Below are 19,017 nucleotides of genomic sequence, written 5' to 3' on the forward strand. Positions count from 1 at the left end.
GTCCTCCACTCCAGGGAATCGACATGACGGCCACAGTCAGAGAAATCATGCTCCCCCGTACCTGATCGGCGCGTCTTCTCACATGCGCTGTCCGAGTCCTGGCAGGTCACGGAGAAAGGGCAATCCGGAAGGGGACACGTCCGTTCTGCCGGACCAGGATGGTCTCGACTCCGTGGCCCCTGTGGAACGCACCCCGAATTCCGCACGATGCCGAGAAAGGCAGCCCCCATGAAACCCTTTCGGATCGATATCCCCGAATCCCACCTGGCCGACCTGCGCCGGCGTCTCGCCTCGACCCGCTGGCCCGTCACCGTGTCGAGCCCGGGGTGGGAACGCGGCGTGCCCGCCGGCTACCTGCGCGAGCTGGCCGACTACTGGCAGTCCGACTACGACTGGCGGGCCGCCGAGCGGGAGCTGAACCGGTACTCGCAGTTCACCACCGAGATCGACGGCGCCAACGTGCACTTCCTGCACGTCAGGTCCGCGGAGCCGCAGGCCCGCCCCCTGCTGCTCACCCACGGCTGGCCCGGATCGATCGTCGAGTTCCTTGACCTCATCGGCCCGCTGACCGATCCGCGCGCCCACGGTGGAGATCCGGCCGACGCCTTCCACCTGGTCATCCCGTCCCTGCCGGGGCACGGCTTCTCGGGGCCGACCACGGAACCCGGCTGGGACGTGCGCCGTGTCGCCCGGGCCTGGGCGGAGCTGATGCGTCGGCTCGACTACGACTCCTACGTCACCGCCGGCGGGGACTGGGGATCGATCATCTCCCTCGAACTCGCTCGGGTGGCGCCCCGGCACGTGCTGGGCGCACACGTGACGATGCTGCTCACGACCCCGTCCGGAGACCCGGAGGAACTGTCCGGGCTGTCGGAGTCGGACCTGGGGCGCCTGACCGAGCTGGGCCGGTTCGACGCCGAGATGTCCGCCTACATGCGGGTGCAGTCGACCCGGCCGCTGACCGTCGGCTACGGCCTGAACGACTCGCCCGCTGGGCAGTTGGCGTGGATCGTGGAGAAGTTCCACGAATGGAACAAGGCGGTCAAGACCCCGGAGGAGGAAGTGGGGCGGGACCGCCTGCTGACCAACGTGAGCATCTACTGGCTGACCGCGACCGCGACGTCCGCCGCCCAGCTCTACTGCGAGTCCGCCGCCTACCTCGGCGCCCTGTTCACCCCGGGGGTGGCACCCGAGCCTGTGGAAGTCCCGATCGGCGTCGCCGTCTTCGGGCAGGACCCGGCCCTGCCCATCCGCGCGTTCGCCGAGCGCGACTTCGGCCCGATCGCCCACTGGTCGGAGTACGACCGGGGCGGCCACTTCGCGGCCATGGAGCAGCCCGCGCTGTTCGCCGCCGACCTGCGGACGTTCGCCCGGTCGCTGCCCGGCCGGTAGCCCGAACGCGCACGCCGGAGTCCGCCGCCCGGCGGCGGACTCCGGCGCCCTGCTGGGGCGTGCGCGGCGGGTACCCGCCCTGTCACGCGTCGCCCCGGCGGCGCTCTCACCGCGTTCTCATGAGCCGGCAAGGGGGATCGTCCCGGCCCGCGCTGTGCGACGGCGGCGCAGCCCGCACAGGGGGGATCCCCCTTCTCCGGCCTGGTGAGAGCACCACTGGACGCGCCGCTCGCGACGGGCGGCATCCACGGAACACGCCCTAGCGAAGGGGTGTGCCGTGGTGGCACAGCAGGCGCCACCGGCCGTCCTCGGCCACGATCGTCCACAGGGCCCGGATCTCCCGCTCCGGCGCGATCCCGGACTCCCCGTCGAGGATGATGCCGCCCTGGGTGACCACGACCGCGACGCCCTCCCCGAGGAACGTGACGTTCAACGGCCATCCGGTCACCCGTGCGCCCCGGAGCCCGCCCCGGAACCCGCGTGCCATGTAGGACCGGATCTCCTCACGGCTGGTGAGCTGGTCCTGCTGCATCAGCAGGCTGCCGCCCTCGGCGAAGACGCGGGCGAACATCTCCGGGTCGTTCGCCTTCCAGGCGGCCTGGATGACCTGGGGTACGGCCAGTACCGCTCGCTGCTCGGCGCTGTCGAACGAGCCGTAGAAGTCGGGGTCCTCGGTGACGGAGAATTCGGCGAACAGATCCGACACGGTGCCGGTCGGCGTCATGGTGTGGTCCTTCCACAGCGGTGGTTGTTCCTGTCGGCCGACCCGTGTACGCGCACGGGCAGCGGCCGGTGCGCCGCCGCGAACGCCGCCGGGGCGGGGTGCTCCCGGGCCGTACACGTGCCCCGCCGACAGGGGAGGCCTGCCGACGGGGCACGTCCGCGGGGCGGGTCGGCGCGTCGTCTACTCCGGGTGCCGGTACTGGGCGGCCATCCGCTCCAGGACGGGAACGATCTCGGCCGGACTGGGGGTGGCCAGCATGTCGTTGTGCACCCGCGCGGCCCCCCGCTGGAACGAGGACTCGGTCAGCACCCGCGTGATCTGCTCGCGCATCTCGTCGGCCGACGGGTCGCTGACGTTCATGACCAGTCCCGCGCCGGTCTCCGTGACATACCTGGACAGGGCCGGCCCCAAGCTGTACCGGGAGCGGCCCATCCGGCCCCCCGATGCGGTCGCGGAGATCTCGTGGCCGACGAAGTCGACCACGATCTGCGGCACGCAGTTCGCCACCGCGGGCATCACGGTGCCCATGCCGCCGTGGTGGATGAGCAGCGAACAGGTCGGGATGAGCTGGTTGAGGGGGACGAACTCGACCACGCGCACGTTGTCCGGGATCGTGGTCACCGCCTCCAGCTGCGTCTTGTTCAACGTGGCGACGACCTCGACGTCCAGTGTGGACAGCGCCTCCAGCAGGGCCGGGATGTGGTTCCAGCCGCCCTCCATGAACTGCCGCTCGGACAGGCCGAGCGACACCGCCACCCGCGGGCGTTCGGGCACCGGGTATATCCATTCCGGCATGACCTCCTGGCCCGAATGCGGGACCCACCGCACCGGCAGGGTCCGGGCGGACACGTCCGGTCCCACCGCCGGGGGCTGCGGGTTGAGGGTCCACTGCCCGAACAGCAGCTCGGTGTCGACCTCGACGCCGTAGCGTTCGGCCATCGGTCGCACGGTCTCGACCAGTGGGTTCTCCACGGCCGGAGCGCCCGGCCGCCCGGTGACCTCGGTGAACCTGTCGATGCTGCGGCAGAACACGTCGGGGGCGGTCCACCAGCGTGCCTGAGCCGCACCGCAGGCCCGGGCCGCGACCGCCGCTCCGGGGACGCAGGGGTCCCAGAGCACCAGGTCCGGCTTCCAGGTGCGCGTGAACTCCACCAGGCCGTCCATCGCCGGCATCGGCTCGCCGGGGTCGCCCTTGAACGGGACGAAGTCCCACATGGAGGGGAGGTAGAACTGGGTGAAGACGTCCCAGTGCTCGCGGTCGGGGTCATCGGGTCCGAAGGCCATGGCCTCGGTGATGCGCGCCAGGTCCGCGCGTTCCTCCGGGTAGGGGCGTCCCGGGCCCATCGGCACCGGAATGCTGTTCGGGTCGCACCACGAGACCGGGGTCAGCCCCATCGAGGCGGTCGTTTCCGCGATGGAGGCGTGGGAGACGACGCACACCTCGTGCCCCGCCGCCTTCAGCGCCCACGCGAGCGGAACGAACGGATACAGATGTGCCGCCGCCGGCCACATGACGAATGCAACACGCATGGAGGACTCCTTACAGTTCGGTGAGGACGCGGGGCTCGGGCAGCGGAACGACGAACTTCCCGCGGAACCCCTCTTCGCGCAGTCGGGAGCTCAGCTCGTCCAGGATGTGCCAGGAGAACAGCACGGCGTAGTCCGGCTGCTCCGGGCCGCACAGCTCCTCCTGGGAGACCACCGGAAGGTGGACACCGGGGAAGAGGCGGCCGATCTTGAGCGGACTGATCTCCGAGACGAAGTCGATGTCGGCCGGTCCCAGCGAGCAGTAGTTGAGCAGGGTCACCGCCCGGGCGGGGCAGGACGAGCCGGCGATCCGCGACCCGTCGGCGGCCAACTCCTTCAGAAGGTGGCGGAAGCGCACCCGGTGGTCCTCCACACGGGCGGCGAAGTCCCGGTAGGTGGCCTCGTCGGTCAGCCTCTGGGCGTCCTCCTCGCGTCGGAGCGCGGTCACGGACGCACGCACCTCGTGCGCGCCCCGGAACCCGGCGTAGACGCGGACGGAGCCGCCGTGGGTGTCGACGAGTTCGACATGGAAGACCTCGAGCCCGTGCATCCCGAGGACGTGCTGCAACGCGGTCAGCGAGTAGTACCGCGAGTGCTCGTGGTAGGCGAAGTCGTACTGCAGGGACCGCAGCAGCTCCGGCAGGTAGTGCGACTCGGACACGAACATCCCGTCGGCGTCCAGGATCGTGCACAACCCGTCCAGGACATCGTGCAGGTCCGTGACGTGGGCGAACACGTTGGTGGCCACCACCATGTTCGCGGGCCGGCGGCTGGACATCAGCCGCTCCGCGACCTCCGAGCCGAAGTACTCGGTGACGACCGGTGACCCGTTCGGCGACACCGAACCGCACGGGTCCACGCCCAGGACGTCGAAGCCGCGTTCGGCCAGTGCGTCCAGCAGACTGCCGTCGTTGCTGCCGATCTCGATGACCCGGCGGGATCGCGGGTCGGGGTCCCGCCGTGCCGCCAGTTCGTCCGCCAGGACCTGCAGGTGGTCGCGAAATCCCTTGGTCAGCCCGGCCAGGTGGTGGTAGTCGCCGGAAAAGAGAATGCGTTCGCTGACCGGTTCCATCAACTGGACCAGGCTGCACTGTGAGCAGAACCCGAGATCGAGCGGCCAGGTCCGTTCGGATTCGGCTTCCTCGTGATTCTTCGGAAATTCGCAGGCGGGTTGCGCGCCGAGTGAAAGGAACTTGGTAACCGGGACGTTTCGGCAAGTCTGGCAAAACGTGATGTCATCACTCACAACAGATTTCCTCGCGTTGGCCGATGGCTGTTCCGTCAGGTGACGGTATGGCGGCACCGCTGCCACGGGCATCTTCACGATTGCGGTTCGCCCCGGCGGCTCCGAGGGCGGCGGGGTTGTCCGTCGAGGCGGGCTGGTCCCGTGCCGGGATGTCCGCGGCCGGCGCTCAGAGTCTCCGGGGTCATTTCCGAAGTGAATTGAACGAGTGCGATCAGAACATGTCACCGCGCCCGTTCCGGTAGCGCCTCCTGGATTGCGGGTTGTGCGCCCCGTGCTCCGCAAGAATGGATATGGATCCGGTACGGCGGCCTAGGTGAACCTGAAAAGCGTCCCGAACCCGACGGGTGGCGCGACCACCCGCCGCCTCCAAGGAGCCCTGAATGCGGCAGATGTACCGCGTGGCGACGATAGCGCTGGCCCTGGCGTTCATGGGCGCCCTCGGCGTCCTCACCGTCCGCCCCGCCGCCAGTCAACGGGAACAGGCCGAAGGGGCGGCGCCCTTCGACTTCGAGACACTCGCCCTCAACTCCGAGCCCGACGACGCCCGCTATGAGCGCGAGGTCGCACCCGCCCTCGACCACTTCCGCGGGTGGATCTCCTCGGTCGGGGCCGGCGGCGCCCTGGCCGACATGCGGGGGACCGGCAAGTCCGCGGACGCGTGCCTGGTCGACCCCCGCGACGACAGCGTCACCCTGCGCAACGCGCCCGGCAGCGGTGAGGACGACTACCCGGTGGCCGAACTGCGGCCGGAGGGCCTTCCCTACGACCACACGATGGCCCCCATGGGCTGTGTCCCCGCCGACCTGGACGAGGACGGCGACCTCGACGTCCTCGTCTACTACTGGGGCCGCTCACCGGTCATCTTCCTCAACTCCGGCGAGCCGGGCGCGGCCCCGGCGGCCGAGGACTTCACCGCCCACGAGCTGGTCGAGCCGATGCAGGTCTGGAACACCACCGCGCTCAACGTCGCCGACATCGACGGCTCCGGCGGCCTGGACGTCCTCGTCGGCAACTACTTCCCCGACGGTGCCCGCGTCCTGGACCCCGAGGCCGACGACGAGACCCGTATGGAGATGCAGCAGAGCATGGGCCTGGCCACCAACGCCGGCCGCAACCGGATCCTGCTGACGGAGCCCACCGGAGAGGCCGACGCCCCGCCGCGGGTCACCGACGCGAGCAACGCGCTTCCCGAACGGGTCATGAACGCCTGGACCCTGGCGATCGGCTTCCAGGACCTGACGGGCAACGGCGTTCCCGACATCTACCTGGGCAACGACTTCGGCAACGACAACCTCCTCGTGAACAGGTCCACGCCCGGCGAGGTCAGCCTGGAGCTCGTGGACGGGGAGCGGGACATGACCACGCCCAAGTCACAGGTCATGGGCAACGGCTCCTTCAAGGGGATGGGCGTCGCCTTCACCTACGTCGACGGCTCCGACCTGCCGACGATGGTGGTCAGCAACATCACCAGCCCCTACGCGCTGCACGAGAGCAACTTCGCCTTCGTGCCCGACGGCGAGGGCTCCGACCTCCTGGAGGGGCGCGTGCCCTTCGACGAGGACAGCGAGGGGCTGGGGCTGGCGCGCAGCGGATGGTCCTGGGACGTCAAGGCCGGCGACTTCGACAACGACGGCACCGAGGAGCTGTTCCAGGCGACGGGCTTCCTCAAGGGGGAGCACACGCGCTGGCCGGAGCTGCAGGAGATCGCCATGGGCAACGACCAGCTGCTCAAGTACCCGTGGGTGTGGCCCACCTTCGCCGCGGGCGACGACCTGTCCGGCCACGAGACCAACCCGTTCTGGGTGCGGGGCGAGGACGGCCGCTACACCGACCTCGCCGAGGCGGTCGGCATCGCGGAGGAGGACGTCACACGGGCGTACTCCTTCGGTGACGTCAACGGCGACGCCCTCCTGGACGCGGTGGTCGCCAACCAGTGGGAGGACTCACGCCTGCTGCTGAACGCCGCCCCGGACGCCGCCCCCGGCGTCGTCCTGCGCCTGGTGCGCCCTGGCGCGGTCGGGGACGCCACCACGCCCGCCATCGGCGCCACCGCCGTGGTCGACGACCCGGCCCACCCCCCGCAGGTCCGCCAGCTCTTCCCGGCCAACGGCCACGTGGGCAGCTCGGACTCCATCGTCCACCTGGCGGCTCCCGAGGGAGACCTGCCCCTCACCTTCACCTGGAGGGACGGCCGGGGCCGTCTCCACAGCGCGGACCTGGCGGTGGAGCCGGGGACCCACACGATCCTGCTCGACGACGACGGAACGGCGGTTGTCCGATGACTGTGACCAGACCTGGCGGCGAGAGGACCGCCGACACCGGGGCGGGGGACCCGCAGGCGCCCGAGGCGCCCGCGACGGGCACCAAGCCCCCCGTGGACCGGCGCCTGAAGGCCCTGCGCATGTTCGCCACCTCCATCACCGTGTTCAACATCGTGGGGCACCTCCTCCTGGGCTTCGAGCAGTCGCCGATCACGCCCATCGTCGCGGTGCTGTTCGGCTACGCGCTGGACCTGGTCCTGGAGACCATGGACGCCCGCGCGCAGGGACGCAGGCCCGGGTACGCGGGCGGCCCCGGAGCCATGGTCGACTACCTGCTGCCCACCCACATCGCGGGCCTGGCGTGCGCGATGCTGTTGTGGGGCAACACCTCGCTCTGGCCGTACCTGTTCGCCGTGTCCATCGCGGTGAGCAGCAAGTACCTGTTCCGTATCCCGGTCGCCGGCCGCAAGCGGCACTTCCTCAACCCGTCCAACCTCGGGATCGCGGTGACGCTGCTGCTGTTCCCGTGGGTAGGCATCGCCCCGCCCTACCACTTCACCAATGACGCCTTCGGCACCGTGGACTGGCTGATCCCGCTGGGGATCCTCATGGCCGGCACCATGCTCAACGTCAACCTGACCCAGCGCTGGCCGCTGATCCTCGGGTGGGTCGGGGGATTCGTCCTGCAGGCCGTCCTGCGCTGGCTGCTGCTGGACCACATGCTCGTCGCCGCCCTGGCCCCGCTGACCGGTGTGGCCTTCATCCTCTTCACCAACTACATGATCACGGACCCGGGCACGACGCCCTCCCGGCGGCGCAACCAGGTGGTCTTCGGGCTCACCACCGCGCTGGTCTACGGGATCCTGGTGAGCCTGCACGTGGTGTTCGGGCTCTTCTTCGCCCTCGTCCTGACCTGCCTGCTGCGGGGAGCGCTCCTGGTGGCTTCGCCCTGGTTCGCGCGGTGGACCGCCACGACCGGCCCCGCCGCCCCCGCCGAGAAGACAGAGGTGGCCCCGTGACCTCCACCGCACAGCCGCGCCCCGACGGCCGCTACCGGCGGACGATGGAGGCGCTGAACACCGGTCGGCACCGACTGTGCCTGCGCCTGTTCCTGGTGATCGTCCTGGCCCACTGGGCCGAGCACATCGTGCAGGCCGTCCAGATCTACGTAATGGACTGGCCGGTGCCCGAGGCGCGCGGCCTCCTCGGCATGCCCTTCCCCTGGCTCGTCACCTCCGAATGGCTGCACTACGGCTACGCCTTCGTCATGCTGGTCGGCCTGCTCCTGCTGCTGCCGGGCTTCACCGGCCGGTCGAAGGCCTGGTGGATCACGGCGCTGCTCGTCCAGGTCTGGCACCACTTCGAGCACCTGCTGCTGCTCACCCAGGCGATCAGCGGGGTCAACATCGCCGGCATGGACGCTCCCACGAGCCTGATCCAGCTGCTGATCCCCCGGGTGGAACTGCACCTGCTCTACAACTCGGTCGTGTTCGTGCCGATGGTCGTGGCCATGTACCTGCACGCGCGCCCGAACGAGCGGGAACGGGAGGCGATGCGGTGCGACTGCGCGCAGGAGGCCCGCCCGTGACCGCTCCGGCCCGTCGGCGGGGCTCGGCGTTCACGGTGGTGCTGCTGCTCATCGCCGCGCTCGTGGTCTACGCGGGGGCCTCCAACGTGGACCGGAGCCTGCGGGCCGCCCGCGCCGAGGGGGCTCCGGGTGTGTTCAGCGGTTCGCACGTGGAGTGCGTCCAGCACCCGGGGCACGAGTCGTGCACGTGCTACGGCTCCTACGTCCCGGACTCCGGGGGGCCCGAGCGCGCGGACGTCTACCTGTACGGGCGTGACAGGGAGACCTGCCCGGTGGACGGCTCGACCGCGGCCATCGACGTGGGCGCCGACCATCGCGTGTACGGGCCGGAGGGGTCCAACGAGTGGATCATGACGGCGGGCGTGATCGCCGCCGGGCTGGCGATGGCCGCCTGGGCGGCCCGCCCGTGGTGGAAGCGCGGCGTCGCGACCCGCTGACGGTCCGACCCGCTGACCCGCTGGTGTGCGCCGTGGACTCCGTCCGCGGCGCACACCCTAGGATGGTCGGCATGCGATTCGCCAAGGGCCACGGAACAGAGAACGACTTCGTGATCCTCCCCGACCCCGACGGGGAGACCGACCTCACGGAGGAGACGGTCCGCCTGCTGTGCGACCGCCGGGCGGGTATCGGCGGCGACGGCATCCTGCGAGTCGTGCGCACGCGGGCCCTGGGCGAGGCCCTGGCCCCGGCGGCGCGCACCGCCGAGCGGACCGAGTGGTTCATGGACTACCGCAACGCCGACGGCTCGGTCGCCGAGATGTGCGGCAACGGGGTGCGGGTCTTCGCCCGCTACCTGCTCCACGCGGGTCTGGTCGCCGGCGACCGGTTCGAGGTCGGCACCCGCGACGGCGCCAAGGGGGTGTCGGTGGAGGCCGACGGGAACATCACCATCGACATGGGCCGGGTGGAGATGCAGGGCACCTCCTCGGCCAAGCTCGCCCGCCAGGTCGTCCACGGCGCGCAGATCTCCGTCGGCAACCCGCACCTGGCCTGCGAGGTCGAGGGCCCGGTCGCCGGCGTGGACCTGTCCCAGCCTCCGGAGCTGGACACCGACGCCTTTCCCGAGGGCGCCAACGTCGAGGTCTACGCCCAGGTGGCGCCGGGTGTGCTGGAGATGCGCGTCTACGAGCGCGGCTCGGGGGAGACCCGCTCGTGCGGTACGGGCATCGTCGCCGCGGCGTCCGCCGCGACCCCCGAGGGCGAGGGCGCCACGTGGCGCGTGCGCGTGCTCGGGGGGGAGTGCACGGTCTACCTGGACGCCGACGGAGCCCGCCTGAGCGGTCCGGCCGTCATCGTCGCCGAGGGTGAGACGGGCCTGGTGTAGCCGCGGTTTTCGGCCGGGACGCCCCGCCGTGCAGGACCAGGGCCCGGAGCAGGCAGCCGAGCGCCGCGGCGGAGGCGAGCGCGCGGGCGGTGTTCCACGCCACCCAGCGGTCCTCGAAGGCCGCGCGGACCGAGGCGGGGTCGTCGATCAGCGCGGGGTCCCCGGCCGCCGCCAGCTGCTCGTTGAGCGGCACGTTGACCCCCATGGTGACGCCGAACGCCGCGGCGTACAGCGCGAGGGCCCCGACGGTCCACACCAGCGTCCGCCGACCGTCGCGCGGCAGGTGCAGCAGGACGGCGAGGGCGGTCAGACCGAGCGCGCCGAAGAAGCCGGGAGCGAACCACCGGTTCCGCACCGTGGCGTTGATCCACTGCATGGTGTCGATGAACGTGTGGTCGTCCACGCGGGCGAGCCCGATCATGACCGAGCAGGCGTACGCGTAGAAGAAGCCCGCGATGAGACCCATGGCCAGTGCGGCCGACCCCAGCGCCCACCCCCGGGCGTGCTGGAGGGCCGCGGACGACGGGTTCGCGGGGGTCCGGGGGGAGGGGAGTGCTGCCATGGTGGCCTCCGAAGCCGAGTATCAATGGAACGCGCGGGTTCGATTTTTAATCGTACCCATGGGTTCGGATTTCTGGAAGGCCTGGAGGTGCCCATGGCAGTAGGAGGACCGTCGCGCCGGGGTCGGCCCCGCTCGGGAGAGCAGGCGCGACGGCGTCGGGCCGCGTTGGACGCCGCGCTCGCCGAACTCCTCGAACGCGGCGTCTCGGGCATCACCATGCAGGCTGTGGCGAGACGCGCCGGTTCGTCCAAGGAGAGCCTGTACGCCTGGTTCGGGAACCGCCAGGGGCTCCTGGCCGCACTCATCGAGTGGCAGGCCGAGCAGGTGAACGCGGCCGTCGCGACGGCGCTCGACCGGTCGGCCGACCCGCGCGCCACGCTCACCGCCGTCGCTCGGAACCTGCTGACCCTGTTGGTCGGCGACGTCTCGGTGGCGCTCAACCGAGCGGCCATGACCTCACCCGAACTGGCCGGCCTCCTGCTGCGGCACGGTCGGCACACCACCGGCCCCCTGGTCGCGGAGTTCCTTGGCCACCTGGCCGGGGCGGGGGTGCTGCGCCTCGACGATCCGGAGGAGGCGTTCCAGCTCTTCTACGGCCTGGTGGTCCGCGACCTGCAGATCCGGGTGCTCCTGGGCGAGCCCGCGCCCGTCGAGGGGGACGTGCGCGCTCAGGCGCGGGTCGCCGTGGACCGTTTCCTGGCCCTCACCGGAGCCTGATCCGCGCTGCCCCCGGGGTCAGGACGGTTCCAGCGCCTTCCGGGCGCCGACGTCGAACACGGAGTCGCAGGCGTCGCGCACGCGCGCGTTGTGGGTCGCGATGACCACCGCGCGGCCCTGACGGCTCAACTCCCGCAGCACGTCGACCACCATCGCGCCGTTGTCCGCGTCCAGCGCTCCGGTCGGCTCGTCGGCCAGCACCAGGGACGGCTGCTTGACCAGGAGCCGTGCCAGGGCCACGCGCTGCCGCTCTCCGCCCGACAGCCGGTGCACCTTCTCCTGCGCCCGGTCGGCGAGCCCCACCCGCTCCAGGGCCGCCGCGTCGTCGGGTGAGCCCTGCCGGCGGGCCACACCGAGGTTGGCCCGGACGGTGGCGTTCTCGATCAGCGCGTAGTCCTGGAACAGGTAGCCCAGCCTGTCCCGGCGGAACCTGCGGCGGCGGCCCGGGCCCAGGCGGGTGACGTCGGTGCCCTCGAACAGGATCCGCCCGCCGCCGGGCCGCTCCAGCAGCCCCAGACAGTTGAGCAGCGTCGTCTTGCCCGAACCGCTGGGCCCCACCAGCGCGAGCGTGCGGCCCGCCTCGACGGTCAGACCGAGTCCCTCCCACAGGGTGCGCGGTCCGAAGGACTTGGACAGGTTCTCCACGGTGATCATCGTGTTCCTCGGATCTGTCAGGCCTGCGAGGCGCCCTCACGGACGATACGGCGGTGGAAGTGGACGAGCGTCACCGCGGTGATCGCGAGCGAGGCCAGCGCGATGGCCAGGGCGTAGAACGGTTCGGCGCCCGTCGTGGTCGCCGTACCCGGTGGCGTGTACCGGGCCGGGTCGCCCTGGGCGGCCAGCCCCGCGAGGGTGTCTCCGGTGGCCCAGCCGACGAAGGCCACCGCGATGCCCGCCTCGGCCAGCAGCAGCCTGCGGTGGGTGGCGGCGAACGTCCATCCGCTGATGTGCCGGACGAAGATGTGCTGGGACCGGGTGCGGACGTAGACCAGGCACGCGCCGATGGCGGTCACCATCAGCACCGCGCCGACGCCGACGAGGTTGAACAGCTCGCTGCGCAGGATCGTGCGGTGGACGTCGAGGTCGTTGCGCGCGGTGGTCGTGAGCGTCTCCACCGCGACGATGTACCGGGCCGCGTCGGGGTGCTCGGCGCGGAAGTCCTCGGCGACGGCCGGGTCGGGGAAGACGGTGGCTCGGCTGGTCAGGTTGTTGGCGTAGCTGGTGTCGGACAGGACGCCGCCGTTGGGCAGGGCGATGACGATCGGGTCCGTGACCTGGGGCAGGAACGGGGATGGGCCCGTGCCCCGGGAACCGTAGGTGAACAGGGTCTGGCCGTCGGCGGAGGGCAGCACGCTCACGGGGGGAGGGTCGGCGTCCCCCGAGACCATGTCCAGCCATGCCCGCACGTTCTCGGTGACGGCGTCCTCGTCGGCGGCCCGTGACGCGGGCAGCAGGACCCGCACACCGTCGTCGGCGCCGTAGCGGCTTCCGTCCGGGGCGGTGACCGGATGCTCGGCGAGGTAGGTGTCGTTGACGACCAGCGGCCCGCGGTCGGGCGCGTCTGCGGTGGGGCGGCTCCACTGCTCTGGAGGGAGTCGGATGGCCAGCACCATCTCGCCCGCACGGTCGGTCTCGCGCAGCCACGGACCGACGGTCGCGTCCAGGGCGGCGTAGTCGTCCTCGTCGACCCAGCCGTAGTGCGGGCTCAGCGCCAGGTGGGACGTGTCGCCGTGCTCGGCGAACAGGTCCAGCGCGGTGTTCTGGTCGCGGACCGTCTGGGCCGTGGCGACGACCGTGCCGATGAGCGTCAGGGCGAGCACCAGGACGGGGACCCGGATCAGGTAGATCCCCGCGAGGCTGCCGCGCACGGGCACGCGGCCCCTGAGGGCCGGCAGGATCGCGGTGGCGTGGACGAGGGCCAGCGTGAGGGCGTGCACCGCCAGGGCCGCGGCGGCCAGCAGCGACGCGCAGGCCAGCGCGACCCGGGCGTAGAACCAGATCTGGCTCCACCCGTTGTAGAGGCCGAGCAGGGCCAGGACCGCGACGGTGGCCGCGGGCAGGAGGAGGGCCCACAGGCGGGCGATCGCGGCAAGGTCGGCCAGGAGGATCCTGCCGTAGGAGTGGCCGTTCAGCCGGAGGACGGCGTAGTCGCGCGAGGCGAGCAGGACACCGGCCGCGGTCGCCGATCCCACGACCAGCAGGGCGATCACGGAGAGGTGGAGCATGTGGCCGCCGGCGAAGAAGTGCCACGGTTCGGTGGTCGTCGCACCGGGCGCGGTGCTCAGGCCGTGGGCGGAGAGCGCCTCCTCCAGGGCCGCGGCGGACTCCGGGGCGCCGAAGACGAAGTAGTACCCGTTGGGGCCGATGCCGGCGAACTCCTCCAACGGGTGCACGTCGACGGTGAAGGCCGGGTCGAAGGTCGGATAGCCGTCGCTGAGCCAGCCGGCCTCGCGCGAGTCGGGATCGGGGGCGGCCAGGTACACGTGGGTGTGCATCGCCAGGTCGGCCGGGTCACGGGCGACGAACCCGACGGCGGCGCCCCGGTCCTCGGCGAACCGGCGGACGGTGGCCGCGACCTCGTCGATGTCGTGGGTGCCGTCGTTGTCGACGATCCACACGCTGGCCGACCGCTCGGCGGGAAGCTGCAGCGTCGTCTCCACCCCGGCGCAGAACAGGAAGGCGACGAGCGAGGCGAGGAAGAGGAGCGCCGCGTGGGCGAAGACGATGATCCGACGAGGCATGGGTCCCTGGGGCGGTGAGTGGTTCGGGGCCCGTCGGCCTGCGCGGCCGACGGGTCGCCGGTGCGGACGCGGGTCAGCACACCCGCCAGTAGGTCTCGTTGCCCCAACCGGCACGGGGCGCGGAGGCCTTGGAGGTGTAGCCGGGGCCGTAGGTGGCGCTGCGGACGGTGTAGGTGCCCACGGCGGTCGACCCGTGGCAGCGGGTGGAGTGGAAGTAGTCGGAGTACACGTACGAGGGGGTGACGCCGTGGTACCAGGTGCCGCCGCCGACCTGGGTGATCTCGCGCGCGGCGGCGACGCCGGCCGCGCCGACACCGAGTCCGGCCCCGATGAGCAGGGTCGCGACGGCCTTCTTCCATGTATTCATTTGTCCCTCTCCGGGGCCGCCGTCTGCTGGGTCCTTTCCGTGGTGGCCCCCGAGGGGAGAACCTACCCGGAAGGGATCGGGCTATCAATGGCGTGGTGCCGGGAAACCCGTCTTTCCCGAACGGGCGGACAATGGTCGTGTTCTGGCCTGCCAATATCCGCGTTCCGGCAGGTCATGGGGTGCTTTCCGTGGTGTTCGCAGGTCAGGTGCGCTGTCGGTGTTTCCTTTATCGGGTCGGATCTAATCGCGGGCCGCGGCTGATTTCGGCCCCGACACCGACCCCTTCCCGAGTAGTCGCTCCACGCTCAGCCCGCGCAGCGAGGCGTCCAGCAGCCGCGCGGTGTGCGTCACCGCCACGGAGGCGCCCGCGCGCTCCACGGCCGCGGCGATCTGCAGCGTGCACCCCGGATTGCCGGACACCAGGACCGGGGCTCCGGTCGTCACCACGCCCTCGGCCTTGCGGTCGCCCAGCTCGCGTGCGGGCTCCGGCTTGAGCAGGTTGTACACGCCCGCCGACCCGCAGCAGATCTCCTTGTCCGGCAGGTCGGACACCCTCAGCTCCGGAATCGCCGCGAACAGCTCGCGCGGAGCGCTCGTCACGCCCTGGCCGTGGGAGAGGTGGCAGGCGTCGTGGTAGGCCGCGTGCAGCGGGAGCGGGTGGCGCTCGGCGCGCGGACCCAGCTCCACCAGGAACTCGGTGAGGTCGACGACCCTGGCGGAGAGCTCCCGGCCGCGCCGCACCCACGCCGCGTCGGCGCCGGCCTCGCTCAGCGTCCGGTCGAGGTGCTTCATGCTGGAGCCGCACCCCGCCGAGTTGACGACGACCCGGTCCACGCCCGCGCGCTCGAACACCTCCACCAGCCGGCGGGCGAACCGGGCCGACTCCGCCAGGCGCCCGGTGTGGCCCGACAGGGCTCCGCAACAGCCCTGGTCGCGCGGGATCACGACGTCGCAGCCCTCCAGGGCGAGCACGCGTGCCGTCGCGGTGTTGACCTCCGGGAAGAACGCGCCCTGGACACAGCCGACCAGCATGCCCACGCGGGCACGCGGGCGGCCCACCGCGGCGAGGCGCTCGGGCAGCGGCGGCGGGGCGGCCGACAGCGGCGGCGCGACCCGCTCCATCGTGGCCAGCGACGGAGAGAGACGGTCCAGCAGTCCGGACCGCCGGACCAGCGACGACGCCCCGCTGGCCTGGTAGGCGCGCAGCGGCCCGCGCAGGAGCCGCAGCCTGCGCCGGTAGGGGAACAGGGAGAAGACGGCGCCGCGCAGCAGCCGCTCGCCGGGGGAGCGCTCGTGCCGCTCTTCGACCGTGTGGCGGGTGTGCTCGATGAGGGCGTCGTAGGCCACACCGGACGGACACGACGACACACACGCCAGACAGCCCAGGCAGTTGTCGAAGTGCCCGACCGCGGTCTCGGTCAGGACGTCGTCGTCGTGCATCTGCGCCATGAGGTGGATGCGTCCGCGCGGTGAGTCCATCTCCTGGCCCCACAGGACGTGCGTGGGGCACGTGGGCAGGCAGAACCCGCAGTGGACGCAGTCGTCGAGGAGCTCGCCGAAGGGGCGCTGGTCCTGGCCCGCTCCAGGGGCCGGCAGGTCGTTCACGGGGCTCTCCCTTGCGTGGTCGCCGTCAGATACCGCCCGTGAACCGCCCGGGGGCGAGGCGGTGACCGGGGTCGAAGGAGTCCTTGATCGCGCGCATCAGGGGCAGCCCGGGAACCTCGCCCCACAGGTTCACCCCGGCCTCGTGCACGGCGGGCTCGGCGCGCAGCACCCTCAGCGAGCAGTCCGGCCGTGCACGCACCCCGGCGGCGACCTCCGCGATCGCGGCGGCACCGGTCCCCGGGGCGAAGGCGGTGTAGAGCGCGCCGGCGGCCGCCGAGCCCCGGACGCGCACGTCGGCGCCGGCGGCGCGCGCGACCTCGCCCACACGCGCCGCGACGGGCAGTGCTTCGGAGGGCGGACACGTGACGAACCCGAGCGTCCCCCGGTCGGGGAGGACACCCCACCCGGGCGGCAGCTCCTCGCCGACCTCGGGGGCGGCCCCGCTTCCCAGGGCGGCGCACACGTCGTCGACCCGGGTGGGAAGGCCCTCGGGCGTGCCCTCCAGCACCACGTGCAGGTGGCCGGGCCCGTTCGCGGGCCAGTCCAACTCCACGGCCGAGGGCACGGCCGTGCGGGCGCGCAGTGCCGCCAGCATCCTCCGGCCGCGGTCCGGGGAGGGGACCCGCGCGGTGATCACGCGCAGCGCGGGCGGCAGCGGATGCAGCCGGAAGGCCGCCGACACGATGATGCCGAGTGTGCCCAGAGCGCCGGTGTGCAGCTTGGCGAGGTCGTATCCGGCCACGTTCTTGACCACCCGGCCGCCGCTGCGGGCCACGGCGCCGTCGGCGCGCACGACCGTCATGCCGATCACCAGGTCGCGCAGTGCACCGGTGAGCAGGCGGCGCGGGCCGCTCATCCCCGTGGCCAACAGGCCGCCCACGGTGGCGTCCGCGCGGACGGGGTCGTAGGACAGGCGCTGCCCGGCGGCGGCCAGCACCGCGCCCAGTTCGCGCATCGGGGTGCCCGCGCCGACCTCCACGACCAGGTCGCCGGCGATGTGATCGATCCAGGACAGGCCGGTGGTGTCCACGAGCAGGTCCGGGGCGCGCGGCGGGGCGCCCCAGTCGGCGGCGGTGCCGTGGCCGCGCGCGAGCACCGTCAGGCCGTGGCGGGCGGCGGCCGCCATCACCCGCGCCAGCGCCTCGGTGCCGGCGGGCCGGGCCACGTGGCCGGGGATCAGCGCGTGTCCTCCGTCGGCCGCCCGCGGGCCGGTCGCGCCCAGCGCGTCGTCGGCGGTGCCCGCCCGAAGGCCGCAGCCCTCGACGGCCAGGTCCTCAGCGAGTGCCACGCGGCCTCCCTCTCGTCTCGGCGGCCCGGACCGGGTCCGGCCTCAGAACAGTTCGGCCCGCCCCGACTCCACCAGCGGGTGCGCCCCCTTGCGCACACCCGCCTGCTCCCCGCACAGGCGCGGCGTGGGCAGGAGCTTGTCGGGGTTGGCGATCCCCGCCGGGTCGAAGGCCCGGCGCAGCAGGTCGAAGGTCTCCAGGTCGTCGGGGGCGTACATCCGCGGCATCGTGCACACCTTGTCCACGCCCACCCCGTGTTCCCCGGTGATGGAGCCGCCGTGCTGGATGCACAGGTCGAGGATCGCGCCCGAGACGACCTCCGCGCGCGCCCCCGCGCCCGGCTCGTCGTCGTCGAAGAGCACGAGCGGGTGCAGGTTGCCGTCCCCGGCGTGGAAGACGTTGGCGACGCTGATCCCGCTGGAGGCGGACAGGGCGGCGATCGCTCGCAGGACGTCGGGCAGGGCGGTGCGCGGGACGACGCCGTCCTGGACGATGTAGGAGGGGCTGATCCGGCCGACCGCGGCGAACGCGGACTTGCGGCCCTTCCAGATCCGGGCGCGCTCCTGGTCGTCGACGGCCGTGCGCGTCTCGAACGACCCGGCCCCGTGGCACAGCCGCTCCACTTCGGTGAGCTGGACGTCGACCTCGGCGGCGGGGCCGTCCAGCTCCACGATGAGCACGGCCGCGGCGCCCTCGGGGTAGTCGCAGGCCACGGCCTCCTCGGCGGCCTCGATGGCCAGGGCGTCCATCATCTCCACGGCCGAGGGCAGGACCCCGGCGGCGATGATGTCGCCGACGGCGCGGCCCCCGGCGTCCATGGAGTGGAAGGCGGAGAGCAGGGTGACGGTCTTCTGCGGGGACCGGGTCAGCCCGACCGTGATCCGGGTGGCGATGCCCAGGGTGCCCTCGGAGCCGACGAACGCGCCGATGAGGTCGTAGCCCTGGGCGTTGGGGGACTTGCCTCCCAGCCGGACCAGGTCACCGCCGGGGGTGACCACGTCCAGGCCGCGCACGTGGTTGACGGTGAACCCGTACTTCAGGCAGTGGGCGCCCCCGGAGTTCTCCGCGACGTTGCCGCCCACGGAGCACACCTGCTGGCTGGAGGGGTCGGGCGCGTAGTAGTAGCCGTGCGGCGCCGCGGCCCGGGTGATGTCGAGGTTGGCGACCCCGGGTTCGACCACGGCGCACTCGTTGTCCGGGTCGATCTCGATGATCCGGCGCATCCGCGAGGTGACCACGAGGACGCCCTCGGTGTGCGGAAGCGCTCCCGCCGACAGTCCGGTGCCCGCGCCTCGGGGGACGAAGGGGACGCCGTGGTCCGAGCACAGGCGCAGGACGGCGGCGACCTGTTCGGCGGTCGTGGGCAGCACGACGACGCCGGGGAGGGAGCGGTGATGGGTGAGGCCGTCGCTCTCGTAGACGCGCCGCTGGGAGGTGTCGGTGAGAACTCCGTCGGGACCGCAGATCTCGCGCAGCCGGGGGATGAGCGCGTCCACGGCCGTGGCCGCGGTGCGTGTCGACTCGGACATGGGGGCCTTCCCTTCCGAGATTTCCAGAGCGCAAGAAGCGCATTCCGCTCTCCGGAGGTTCCTCGGAAGGACCGTACGACGGCGCCCCCTGCCGAGGCAAGGGGCGCCGCCCGGGTGTTGCGCGGCGGTGCACCGCGCGGGGTGGCCG

At 72.0% G+C, this 19,017-nt stretch carries 17 protein-coding genes; 7 read left to right on the forward strand and 10 right to left on the reverse strand.

Annotated features, from left to right (window positions below; translation table 11 throughout):
* Window positions 1-228 precede the first annotated feature (228 nt).
* The gene (locus M1P99_RS19495; RefSeq protein ID WP_304454038.1) at window positions 229-1,392 is read left to right on the forward strand and encodes an epoxide hydrolase family protein; all 1,164 of its coding nucleotides are present in this window, start codon (window positions 229-231) and stop codon (window positions 1,390-1,392) included.
* Window positions 1,393-1,651: 259 nt separating this feature from the next.
* Here M1P99_RS19495 and M1P99_RS19500 read toward each other — a convergent pair whose 3' ends face one another.
* From M1P99_RS19500 to M1P99_RS19510, 3 genes are all read right to left on the reverse strand, one after another.
* Window positions 1,652-2,116 carry an SgcJ/EcaC family oxidoreductase gene (locus M1P99_RS19500; RefSeq protein ID WP_304454039.1) on the reverse strand — a complete coding sequence of 155 codons (465 nt, stop codon included), beginning with the start codon at window positions 2,114-2,116 and terminating at the stop codon, window positions 1,652-1,654.
* A gap of 180 nt (window positions 2,117-2,296) precedes the next feature.
* On the reverse strand, window positions 2,297-3,646 hold the full coding sequence (locus tag M1P99_RS19505) for a nucleotide disphospho-sugar-binding domain-containing protein (RefSeq protein WP_304454040.1): 1,350 nt from the start codon (window positions 3,644-3,646) through the stop codon (window positions 2,297-2,299).
* A gap of 10 nt (window positions 3,647-3,656) precedes the next feature.
* The gene (locus tag M1P99_RS19510; RefSeq protein WP_304454041.1) at window positions 3,657-4,961 is read right to left on the reverse strand and encodes a class I SAM-dependent methyltransferase; all 1,305 of its coding nucleotides are present in this window, start codon (window positions 4,959-4,961) and stop codon (window positions 3,657-3,659) included.
* A gap of 308 nt (window positions 4,962-5,269) precedes the next feature.
* On the opposite strand from M1P99_RS19510, the gene M1P99_RS19515 reads away from it, so the two are divergent.
* From M1P99_RS19515 to dapF, 5 genes are all read left to right on the forward strand, one after another.
* Window positions 5,270-7,171: a VCBS repeat-containing protein gene (locus M1P99_RS19515; RefSeq protein ID WP_304454042.1), complete on the forward strand. Its 1,902-nt coding sequence runs from the start codon at window positions 5,270-5,272 to the stop codon at window positions 7,169-7,171.
* The gene (locus M1P99_RS19520) at window positions 7,168-8,169 is read left to right on the forward strand and encodes an enediyne biosynthesis protein UnbU (RefSeq protein ID WP_304454043.1); all 1,002 of its coding nucleotides are present in this window, start codon (window positions 7,168-7,170) and stop codon (window positions 8,167-8,169) included. The genes M1P99_RS19515 and M1P99_RS19520 overlap by 4 nt, the downstream gene beginning before the upstream one ends.
* On the forward strand, window positions 8,166-8,738 hold the full coding sequence (locus M1P99_RS19525; RefSeq protein WP_304454044.1) for a hypothetical protein: 573 nt from the start codon (window positions 8,166-8,168) through the stop codon (window positions 8,736-8,738). The genes M1P99_RS19520 and M1P99_RS19525 overlap by 4 nt, the downstream gene beginning before the upstream one ends.
* Complete coding sequence (locus M1P99_RS19530; protein WP_304454045.1) at window positions 8,735-9,175, forward strand: hypothetical protein; 441 nt, start codon at window positions 8,735-8,737, stop codon at window positions 9,173-9,175. Before M1P99_RS19525 ends, M1P99_RS19530 begins: the two co-directional genes overlap by 4 nt.
* A gap of 62 nt (window positions 9,176-9,237) precedes the next feature.
* Window positions 9,238-10,062, forward strand: a complete 825-nt coding sequence (gene dapF, locus M1P99_RS19535; protein WP_304454046.1) for a diaminopimelate epimerase — start codon at window positions 9,238-9,240, stop codon at window positions 10,060-10,062.
* Here dapF and M1P99_RS19540 read toward each other — a convergent pair.
* Window positions 10,028-10,624, reverse strand: coding sequence for a DUF1772 domain-containing protein (locus M1P99_RS19540; RefSeq protein ID WP_304454047.1), 597 nt, complete (start codon window positions 10,622-10,624; stop codon window positions 10,028-10,030). The two genes, dapF and M1P99_RS19540, sit on opposite strands and share 35 nt — an antisense overlap.
* A gap of 93 nt (window positions 10,625-10,717) precedes the next feature.
* Between M1P99_RS19540 and M1P99_RS19545 the strand changes: the two genes are divergently transcribed.
* Window positions 10,718-11,341, forward strand: a complete 624-nt coding sequence (locus tag M1P99_RS19545; RefSeq protein WP_304454048.1) for a TetR/AcrR family transcriptional regulator C-terminal domain-containing protein — start codon at window positions 10,718-10,720, stop codon at window positions 11,339-11,341.
* 18 nt (window positions 11,342-11,359) lie between these two features.
* Here M1P99_RS19545 and M1P99_RS19550 read toward each other — a convergent pair whose 3' ends face one another.
* The 6 genes from M1P99_RS19550 to M1P99_RS19575 form a co-directional block, all read right to left on the reverse strand.
* Window positions 11,360-11,995 (reverse strand): ABC transporter ATP-binding protein, encoded by a 636-nt coding sequence (locus tag M1P99_RS19550; RefSeq protein ID WP_304454049.1) that lies wholly within the window; start codon window positions 11,993-11,995, stop codon window positions 11,360-11,362.
* 17 nt (window positions 11,996-12,012) lie between these two features.
* Window positions 12,013-14,082 (reverse strand): hypothetical protein, encoded by a 2,070-nt coding sequence (locus M1P99_RS19555; protein ID WP_304454050.1) that lies wholly within the window; start codon window positions 14,080-14,082, stop codon window positions 12,013-12,015.
* A 73-nt stretch (window positions 14,083-14,155) separates the two neighbouring features.
* Window positions 14,156-14,449, reverse strand: a complete 294-nt coding sequence (locus M1P99_RS19560; RefSeq protein ID WP_304454051.1) for a lactococcin 972 family bacteriocin — start codon at window positions 14,447-14,449, stop codon at window positions 14,156-14,158.
* 240 nt (window positions 14,450-14,689) lie between these two features.
* A complete protein-coding gene (locus M1P99_RS19565; RefSeq protein WP_304455756.1) occupies window positions 14,690-16,045 on the reverse strand; it encodes a (Fe-S)-binding protein in 1,356 nt (451 codons plus the stop codon).
* Between the two features lie 34 nt (window positions 16,046-16,079).
* Window positions 16,080-17,276, reverse strand: coding sequence for an FAD-binding oxidoreductase (locus M1P99_RS19570; protein WP_304455757.1), 1,197 nt, complete (start codon window positions 17,274-17,276; stop codon window positions 16,080-16,082).
* Between the two features lie 108 nt (window positions 17,277-17,384).
* Complete coding sequence (locus M1P99_RS19575; RefSeq protein WP_304454052.1) at window positions 17,385-18,869, reverse strand: FAD-linked oxidase C-terminal domain-containing protein; 1,485 nt, start codon at window positions 18,867-18,869, stop codon at window positions 17,385-17,387.
* Window positions 18,870-19,017: the final 148 nt, after the last annotated feature.

It is taken from the genome of Nocardiopsis sp. YSL2 (assembly GCF_030555055.1).
Lineage (GTDB): Bacteria > Actinomycetota > Actinomycetes > Streptosporangiales > Streptosporangiaceae > Nocardiopsis.

Excerpts from the sequence above, each read along its gene's own strand:
- M1P99_RS19495 (WP_304454038.1), top strand. The coding sequence starts at position 229 with ATGAAACCCTTTCGGATCGATATCCCCGAATCCCACCTGGCCGACCTG.
- M1P99_RS19500 (WP_304454039.1), bottom strand. The coding sequence starts at position 2,116 with ATGACGCCGACCGGCACCGTGTCGGATCTGTTCGCCGAATTCTCCGTC.
- M1P99_RS19505 (WP_304454040.1), bottom strand. The coding sequence starts at position 3,646 with ATGCGTGTTGCATTCGTCATGTGGCCGGCGGCGGCACATCTGTATCCG.
- M1P99_RS19510 (WP_304454041.1), bottom strand. The coding sequence starts at position 4,961 with ATGCCCGTGGCAGCGGTGCCGCCATACCGTCACCTGACGGAACAGCCA.
- M1P99_RS19515 (WP_304454042.1), top strand. The coding sequence starts at position 5,270 with ATGCGGCAGATGTACCGCGTGGCGACGATAGCGCTGGCCCTGGCGTTC.
- M1P99_RS19520 (WP_304454043.1), top strand. The coding sequence starts at position 7,168 with ATGACTGTGACCAGACCTGGCGGCGAGAGGACCGCCGACACCGGGGCG.
- dapF (WP_304454046.1), top strand. The coding sequence starts at position 9,238 with ATGGTCGGCATGCGATTCGCCAAGGGCCACGGAACAGAGAACGACTTC.
- M1P99_RS19540 (WP_304454047.1), bottom strand. The coding sequence starts at position 10,624 with ATGGCAGCACTCCCCTCCCCCCGGACCCCCGCGAACCCGTCGTCCGCG.
- M1P99_RS19545 (WP_304454048.1), top strand. The coding sequence starts at position 10,718 with ATGGCAGTAGGAGGACCGTCGCGCCGGGGTCGGCCCCGCTCGGGAGAG.
- M1P99_RS19550 (WP_304454049.1), bottom strand. The coding sequence starts at position 11,995 with ATGATCACCGTGGAGAACCTGTCCAAGTCCTTCGGACCGCGCACCCTG.
- M1P99_RS19555 (WP_304454050.1), bottom strand. The coding sequence starts at position 14,082 with ATGCCTCGTCGGATCATCGTCTTCGCCCACGCGGCGCTCCTCTTCCTC.
- M1P99_RS19560 (WP_304454051.1), bottom strand. The coding sequence starts at position 14,449 with ATGAATACATGGAAGAAGGCCGTCGCGACCCTGCTCATCGGGGCCGGA.
- M1P99_RS19575 (WP_304454052.1), bottom strand. The coding sequence starts at position 18,869 with ATGTCCGAGTCGACACGCACCGCGGCCACGGCCGTGGACGCGCTCATC.